Annotated in this window: 7 protein-coding genes and 1 pseudogene; 5 read left to right on the top strand and 3 right to left on the bottom strand. The window is 57.9% G+C overall.

Features of this window, described 5'->3' with window-relative positions; all coding sequences use genetic code 11:
* The 5 genes from QCE62_RS34780 to QCE62_RS34760 all read left to right on the top strand — a co-directional run.
* Positions 1-211 (top strand): DUF4387 domain-containing protein (locus QCE62_RS34780; RefSeq protein WP_309927939.1); only part of this gene is annotated, 211 nt, incomplete at its 5' end.
* A 50-nt stretch (positions 212-261) separates the two neighbouring features.
* Positions 262-1620 carry an MFS transporter gene (locus QCE62_RS34775; protein ID WP_309927938.1) on the top strand — a complete coding sequence of 453 codons (1359 nt, stop codon included), beginning with the start codon at positions 262-264 and terminating at the stop codon, positions 1618-1620.
* Positions 1617-2495, top strand: a complete 879-nt coding sequence (locus QCE62_RS34770; protein WP_309927936.1) for an MBL fold metallo-hydrolase — start codon at positions 1617-1619, stop codon at positions 2493-2495. Before QCE62_RS34775 ends, QCE62_RS34770 begins: the two co-directional genes overlap by 4 nt.
* A 31-nt stretch (positions 2496-2526) precedes the next feature.
* On the top strand, positions 2527-3159 hold the full coding sequence (locus QCE62_RS34765) for a nitroreductase family protein (RefSeq protein ID WP_309927941.1): 633 nt from the start codon (positions 2527-2529) through the stop codon (positions 3157-3159).
* Positions 3160-3522: 363 nt separating this feature from the next.
* Entirely contained in the window at positions 3523-3663 is a 141-nt protein-coding gene (locus tag QCE62_RS34760; RefSeq protein ID WP_309927935.1) for a hypothetical protein, read from the top strand.
* A gap of 333 nt (positions 3664-3996) precedes the next feature.
* Here the strand turns inward: QCE62_RS34760 and QCE62_RS35355 are convergent.
* The 3 genes and pseudogenes from QCE62_RS35355 to QCE62_RS34750 all read right to left on the bottom strand — a co-directional run.
* A pseudogene (locus tag QCE62_RS35355) lies at positions 3997-4086 on the bottom strand (RHS repeat-associated core domain-containing protein); the annotation flags it as partial.
* An 8-nt stretch (positions 4087-4094) separates the two neighbouring features.
* Positions 4095-4541: a hypothetical protein gene (locus tag QCE62_RS34755; protein ID WP_309927933.1), complete on the bottom strand. Its 447-nt coding sequence runs from the start codon at positions 4539-4541 to the stop codon at positions 4095-4097.
* Between the two features lie 12 nt (positions 4542-4553).
* On the bottom strand, positions 4554-5649 hold a 1096-nt coding region (locus tag QCE62_RS34750; protein ID WP_309927932.1), incomplete at its 5' end, for an RHS repeat-associated core domain-containing protein.

Raw genomic sequence — 5649 nt, 5'->3', positions numbered from 1 at the left:
GAAGGCGAGCGGAGTGCTGACCGAGGCGCTGATCTGCAAGCTGTACAACGTGAAGAAGGAAGACATCGTGACCTTGATGTTCTTCGACCCGGCGCGCGCCTTCAAGCTGACGCTGAAGCGTTCGTGGGCGCAGGGCAGTGTGGGCGAGCGCGACACATTCGGCGCGCAGCAGCACGCACCGTTGCTGACGATTGAAATTCCCGGCGTCTGACAGCGCCACTCAAACAAAACCAACGATACGCAACACGCAGAGGAGACATCATGGTCAACGATTCGGACATCCGGCGAGTTTCATTCGCCAGCGCCATCGGCGCAACGCTTGAGTGGTACGACTTCTTCATCTTCGGATCGGCCGCCGCGCTGGTCTTCAACAAGCTGTTCTTCCCCGCCATCGATCCGGTAGCCGGCACCATCGCGGCGCTGGCGAGCTTCGCGATTGGCTTCATCGCGCGTCCCGTGGGCGGCATCGTGTTCGGCCACTATGGCGACAAGATCGGCCGCAAGGCAATGCTCGTCCTGAGTCTCGTGATGATGGGCGGCGTGACCTTCCTGATCGGCCTGTTGCCGACATATGAAAGCATCGGCCTGGGCGCGCCCATCCTGCTGACGACGCTGCGCTTCCTGCAAGGCTTCGCCGTGGGCGGCGAATGGGGCGGCGCCACGCTGATGGTGATCGAGCACTCGCCCGCCAAGAAGCGCGGCTTCTATGGCGCGTGGCCGCAGATGGGCATCTCGGCCGCACTGATCCTCTCGACCGGCGTGATGGCCCTGACGACGGCGTTCACCACGCCCGAGCAGTTCGCTTCGTGGGGATGGCGCGTGCCGTTCCTGCTGTCCGGCATCCTGGTGGTGGTGGGCATCATCATTCGCCGTCGCGTGTCGGAGTCGCCCAGCTTCCAGAAGCTGCAACGCTCGCACACCGCCGAGAAGATGCCGATTGCCACCGTGCTCGCCACGCAGAAGAAGCGCACGCTGCAGATCGTCGCCGCACAGGCCGCCGAGAACACCAGCTTCTTCGTGATCTCCGTGTATGCGCTGGTGTACCTGACGCAGAACCTGCACATCGAGAAGCCGCTCGCGATCCGCGCACTGATGATCGGTTCCTTCTTCACGCTGTTGTCGCAGCCGATCTTCGGCGCGCTGTCCGACCGCATCGGCCGCAAGAAGGTGTACATGGGCGGCATGATTTTCCTCGGCGCGTTCATCTTCCCGTTCTTCAGGATGCTCGATACCGGCAGCTATCCGGTGATCGTCACGGCGATCTCGGTTGCGATGGTCTTCGGCCTCGGCAGCACGCTGTCGGCGCAGCCCGCACTCATCAGCGAGCAGTATCCGGCCGCGATCCGCTACAGCGGCGTCTCGGTGGCGTACCAGCTTGCCACGGTGATCTGGAGCGGCCCGACGCCGATCCTCGCCGCGCTGTTCGTCATGTGGGCGGGCGGTTACTGGCTGCTGGCGGCGTACATCGTGTTCGCGGCCGTGGTCTCGGTGCTCGGCATCATGCCGCTGCGCGAAGCGGCCGGCGTTGAACTGTCTTCGCTGGAAGAGAATCTGCACCGTGATACAGGCGCGGCGCGTCAGCCGCACGCAACCGGACTGTCGGGAGAACAGGCATCGTGATTCGTTTCAGGATCGGCAAGGTAACGGCTACGCTGGTTGAAGAGACCGTCGACAAGTCCTTCGACTTTCTCAAGTTCTTCCCGCTGGCGACGCCGCAGGACGTGGAAGACAACCTCTCGTGGATCGCGCCGGGCCATTACGATCCCGCCACGGGCCGCATGCTCCTCAGCATGCACTCGTGGTTGCTGGACACGGGGCGGCACAAGATCCTGATCGATGGTTGCGTCGGCAACGACAAGGAGCGGCCCGGCCGTCCCGACTGGTGCAACCTGCAGACACCGTATCTGGATCGCCTCGCGAAAGCAGGTGCGACGCCCGAGCAGATCGACTATGTGCTGTGCACGCACCTGCATGCGGATCACATCGGCTGGAATACGCGGCTTGTGGGCGACCGCTGGGTGCCGACCTTTCCCAACGCGAAGTATGTGTTCGGGAAGACCGAGAACGATTATTGGGCGGCGCGTTACGCGAAGGAATCGACGGGCCATCACATCCTCGGCTACAAGGACAGCGTGCTGCCGGTGATCGAGGCGGGCCAGGCGATGATGATCGACGACTACGCGGAAATCGCCGACTGCCTGTTCATCGAACCGGCGCCGGGTCATACGCCGGGTCACGTCGCGATCTGGCTGAAGTCGAATGACGCGCATGCCGTGATGACCGGTGACATCCTGCATCATCCGATCCAGGTGAAGTATCCGCACTGGAGCTGTTTCGGCTGCATCGACCAGAAGCAATCCGCCGAAACGCGTCGCCGGATTCTGGAGAAGACCTGCGAGCAGCGCGCGCTGCTTCTGCCGGGACATTTCATGGCGCCTTTCGCGGGCTATGTTGACGAGACGCCCGAGGGCTTCGCCTTCCGTCATCCCGAGTGACATGGGGCAGGTTCTTGCGGCCGGGACTTTCATGTCCCGGCCTTTTGCCATTCATCGAAAACGTCACACCACGACACCTCGTCCCGCACCGGGTGATACTGCTATTCATCCTCTTATCGCGGGCCGCTGGAGTCCAAGAGCGTATGCGGATCGTCCCGTCGGACATGCCGAGGTGATGAGCTTGCTCGAAGCGGCGCGCTGGGCGCCTTCGGCATTCAACGCGCAGCCTTGGCGCTTCGTCGTGTTTGAAAAGGCTTTTGATCGCGATGCATTTGAGCGCGCCTTCGGGACGCTGATCTCGTTCAATCAGTCGTGGAATACGCAAGCGCAGGTGTTGATCGCCGTGCTGGCGGATACGCTGACGTCAAAGGGCGCGGAGAATCCGACTGCGAGCTACGATGCCGGCGCGGCCGCGATGGCGCTGTTGCTGCAAGCCAGCGCGCAAGGCTTGGCGGCGCACGCGATGAGCGGGCTTGATGCCGATGCATTCCGTGCGGCGTTTGCTGTGCCGGCGCGATTCGAGGTGTTGAGCATGATCTCAGTGGCGCATCATGGCGATGCTCAAGCGTTGCCCGATGCGCTCGCCGAGCGTGAGCTGGCGCCGCGCGCGCGGTTGCCGATTGGGCAGATTGCACAGTTTGGGGGGTGGGTGGAAATGGGTTAAAGGTGAAACACAGCGCAACTGGAAAGGGTCATCGTGGATTTCATGGATGCTTCAAATTGATCTGCTCAAGCAGCGGCTGGCGGACGAAATCTCGCTCTGTCACACGCGTTTTCGGACCCATTCGAACCTCATCGAATTTTGCAGGCTTGCACGCTCTAATATGCCCGTATCAGTTTCGCCCTTAACAGCCCGTCAGTAAGGGACTTCGAGATTTTTCAGGATCGACGAGATAGCAAACGCAGTAAAAGCGCGAGCCGCACGGGCGGCAACCCAAGCGGCTCGCTGACCTCAACCAACTCAATGAGGGAGTTGACTATGGCTGACGCTAATCTTAAAGCACGCCCATCCGTCACGGAACGCTCCGTGACCGTTCAGCAGACTCAGCGCTTTGATCGAAACTGGATCAAGCCCGCGCATCTGCGCAAAGAGCCGCCGCTCTATCCGTGGTTCAAGCTCGCCGGACGGTGGATCGAGCAGGCGGGTTCTTACCGGGACAGCGGATAAGATCGCCATGGAATATGGGCGGCTTGTAATTGCCGCACAATAGAATTCGGGAGCTATATCTGGCTCCCATTTTATTGATTAAACTAAGGAGTTTCTGATTAAAAATTGAACTTCATGCCTTTTGCAACCTTGAAGTCGCACAAGTTTAAATGATTGGAATTTATATATTCAATCAGGTCCTCCATCCCCAGGAAGATTTCATAACTTGTTGCATTTGGACCGTCGGTTAAATAATCCCTTTCAGACGGGTACACGACTTCCTCCCTCCGAAGACGAATCTGATCATCTACACTATAAATAAAGAATGATCTGATCAGTGACGACTCGCCACCATCAAATGAAACTGCCCGTACCCGGATCAAAATACCGATACCGGTTGTAATGCAGATTAGATTCAGAATCGTAATGCTGCCCCTGAAATCTATCTCGTTCTACGCAAGCGCGCTTATCTTATCAGCCCCGCTGTATATCAAAAAATCATCAAAGGATAATTTGAATTTTCCTTCGACAAATGTCGCGCCAAACATAAACCTCTTTCCCGGAGCCTTCCAATAAGCAACATCCACATTTTTAATCGCGAACTCTTTATCACAGATCAATCCTGGCTGTCCTCTAACATACCAGAAAACAATATGCGAATCCCTACCTACCTTTGATCCGTCAAGCCATTTGACCGCAGCGATTGAATCAAACAGACCATCCGACTCGAAATCCGACAAATTATTTTCTAAAAATTTGTATTTTTCAGATAACCCCCCATCACTCCCCCATTCGAGACTAGACAAGTAGTCATCAAAAGCATTCGAATCGCCGGCCGGTAAAATAGACGCGCCACAACCAATCCAAACTGTTAAATGCGGATAATCTATGTAATTCATGCGCTTGCTCAGTCAGGGAAAGTGTTGCAACAGATCTAAGTACGTACTTTGCGTTCCGCCGCTAATTTTATTCGCTCCGAACAGCCAATCCTGCCGTTTAGCTCCGCCGGTCCGGTCCCACCAATTAACGTGGAAGTTCTTCTTATCATCGTAATCAATACGCCATCCTTGCAAACCATCGGGGGACATTCGACCCGTCACCCGCCCCTTGAAGGGTCCAATTTCCTGAACGAAGTCCACAACATCGTCCCCTATCCCCGACATATCCTTGGCGTGTTGTCGTGCGGCGTTAAATGATTCAAAAGTGTGCTCGTTTTCGATCCCTTTTTCTAGTTCACATCTGGCGGGTAGTCGAGCCCTCGTATTTTTACCGTTCCTTTTGCTCAACCCAAGAGGGTCGAACCACCCCAATATATTCGGCGCAAACTGATAGGGATTTAGCCCGCCTTCGAGCCCGATCGGATCCTGCGAGATGAACTGCCCAGTGCCGGGATCAAAGTACCGATACCGGTTGTAATGCAGGTTAGATTCGGCGTCGTGATACTGCCCCTGCAACCGAATCGCCTGCTCGACCTTCCGCGTTTCGCACCAATCGATCCCACCCGCAACACTGTAGTGCGTTTCCCAAACGATGTCACCGTCCGCGCTGCTTAACCTGACCGGCGCACCATTCGGATCATTCTGATAGAAGTAAATCCGCTTACAAGCCCCATCATCCACCTGCATCGCCAAGGGCTCGAAGCCATCCTGCCGATACACATAAAACCGCGCTTCGCTCTCGATAAGCGCCGTCTGCCGCACCTCGCCGGCCATCGCATCGCCGTCCCACAGGAACGAGGTCCGCGCTCCTTCATCGCGATGCCTCTGCCCCACCTCCGGCCTGACATCCGCCGCCTGCTTGCCGATACGCCGACCGAGCGCATCATATCGATACACCCATCGCTCATTAGCGGTGTTCTCGAACCCCACCATCCGCCCGAACACGTCCCACGTGAACTGCTCCACGCCCCGCGCAGGATGCGTACGCTCGGCTAGCTGCCCCGCCGCATCCAGCCACCAGCGCGCGCCGTCCGGATGCTGCCACTCACGGCCTCGCTCGGTCGCCCGC

The organism is Caballeronia sp. LZ033 (assembly GCF_031451265.1).
Taxonomy (GTDB): Bacteria; Pseudomonadota; Gammaproteobacteria; order Burkholderiales; family Burkholderiaceae; genus Caballeronia.
The sequence above is the reverse complement of the archived record's forward strand: the minus strand, read 5'-3'. Positions and strand labels throughout refer to the sequence as shown.